Origin of the sequence: Streptacidiphilus sp. ASG 303 (assembly GCF_020991365.1) — a bacterium.
Lineage (GTDB): Bacteria > Actinomycetota > Actinomycetes > Streptomycetales > Streptomycetaceae > Peterkaempfera.
Genome location: NZ_JAJLRA010000084.1, coordinates 1 through 999 on the forward strand (window position 1 = coordinate 1; position 999 = coordinate 999).

Sequence of the window (999 nt, forward strand, 5' to 3'; positions counted from 1 at the left end):
GCGCCGGTGTCGGTGCAGTCGATGACGACGACGGTGACGGCCGACGTCAACGCCACGCTGCAGCAGATCGCGCAGCTGACCGCGGCGGGGTGCCAGATCGTGCGGGTGGCGGTGCCCTCGCAGGACGACGCGGACGCGCTGCCGGCGATCGCGCGCAAGTCGCAGATCCCGGTGATCGCGGACATCCACTTCCAGCCGAAGTACGTGTTCGCCGCGATCGATGCGGGGTGTGCGGCGGTGCGGGTGAACCCGGGGAACATCAAGGCGTTCGACGACCGGGTGGGGGAGATCGCGCGGGCGGCGGCGGACGCGGGCACGCCGATCCGGATCGGGGTGAACGCGGGGTCGCTGGATCGGCGGCTGCTGGAGAAGTACGGGCGGGCGACGCCGGAGGCGCTGGTGGAGTCGGCGTTGTGGGAGTGCTCGCTGTTCGAGGAGCACGGGTTCCGGGACATCAAGATCTCGGTGAAGCACAACGATCCGGTGGTGATGGTCAACGCCTACCGGCAGCTGGCGGCGGCGTGCGACTACCCGCTGCACCTGGGGGTGACCGAGGCGGGTCCGGCGTTCCAGGGGACGATCAAGTCGGCGGTGGCGTTCGGGGCGCTGCTGGCGGAGGGGATCGGGGACACGATCCGGGTGTCGCTGTCGGCGCCGCCGGTGGAGGAGGTCAAGGTGGGGATCGCGATCCTGGAGTCGCTGAACCTGCGGCAGCGGGGGCTGGAGATCGTGTCGTGTCCGTCGTGCGGGCGGGCGCAGGTGGATGTGTACAAGCTGGCGGAGGAGGTCACCGCGGGGCTGGAGGGGATGAACGTGCCGTTGCGGGTGGCGGTGATGGGGTGTGTGGTCAACGGTCCGGGTGAGGCGCGGGAGGCGGACCTGGGGGTGGCGTCGGGCAACGGCAAGGGGCAGATCTTCGTGAAGGGCGAGGTGGTCAAGACGGTGCCGGAGTCGCGGATCGTGGAGACCCTCATCGAGGAGGCCCTCAAGCTCGCCGAG

General features: G+C 70.4%; 1 protein-coding gene. It reads left to right on the forward strand.

Annotated features, from left to right (window positions below):
- A partial coding sequence (gene ispG, locus LO771_RS30000) for a flavodoxin-dependent (E)-4-hydroxy-3-methylbut-2-enyl-diphosphate synthase (RefSeq protein WP_230748315.1) occupies positions 1–999 on the forward strand: 999 nt, incomplete at both ends.